The following is a 729-nucleotide window of genomic DNA, read 5'->3' as shown; positions in this document are numbered from 1 at the left end:
GCAGGCCAGGTCTTCCACGATCAGCCAGCCGATCGCGATCTTGCCGCGCGTGGTTTCCAGCAGGCGCCGTTCTTCCATCGCGCGCAGCAGCACCACGGTACTGGCGGTGGCCAGCGAGAAACCGAACACCACGCCGTAGATCACCGGCCAGCCCATCAACGCGGCCAGGCCCCAGCCGAGCAGCGTGGCGACCAGGATCTGGCCGATCGCACCCGGGATGGCGATCGCTTTGACCTCCATCAGGTCCTTCAGCGAGAAATGCAGGCCGACCCCGAACATCAGCAGCATCACACCGATCTCGGCCAGCTGGTTGGCCAGGGCCTGGTCGGCAACGAAGCCGGGGGTGAACGGGCCTACGCAGATGCCTGCAATCAGATAACCGACCAGGGGAGACAAACGCAGCTTGTTGGCCAGCGCGCCGAAGATGAAGGCGAGCCCAAGGCCAACGGCAACGATGTTGATCAGGTCGGTGTCATGGTGCATCGGGGCTCGCAAAGATGGGGGGTGCCCCGATTTTCACCGATGCGGCCGGTCCGGGCAAACATCCTTGCCCGCAATGCTGCTATGTCCCCGTGGTCAGGTCATGTGCTGTCCGGGACAGCGAAGGCGCGCTGCGATGAATGCGCAGATCCCGGCATTTCGGCGGCCCAAACGCACATGCCCCGGGGGACCGGGGCATGTGCGTTTTTCAGGCGGTGACCGCGATGTTCGGTGGTGCCGGCCAGCGGC

Annotated in this window: 1 protein-coding gene; it reads right to left on the bottom strand. The window is 65.0% G+C overall.

The window, feature by feature from the left end:
* The coding region (locus AAE045_RS23485) for a cation:proton antiporter domain-containing protein (RefSeq protein WP_455549722.1) at positions 1–483 on the bottom strand (483 nt) is incomplete at its 3' end.
* Positions 484–729 lie beyond the last annotated feature (246 nt).

It is taken from the genome of Dryocola clanedunensis, from assembly GCF_038405435.1.
GTDB lineage: Bacteria > Pseudomonadota > Gammaproteobacteria > Enterobacterales > Enterobacteriaceae > Dryocola > Dryocola clanedunensis_A.
Note: the sequence above shows the minus strand (reverse complement) of the source record. Positions and strands in the feature narration are given on the sequence as shown.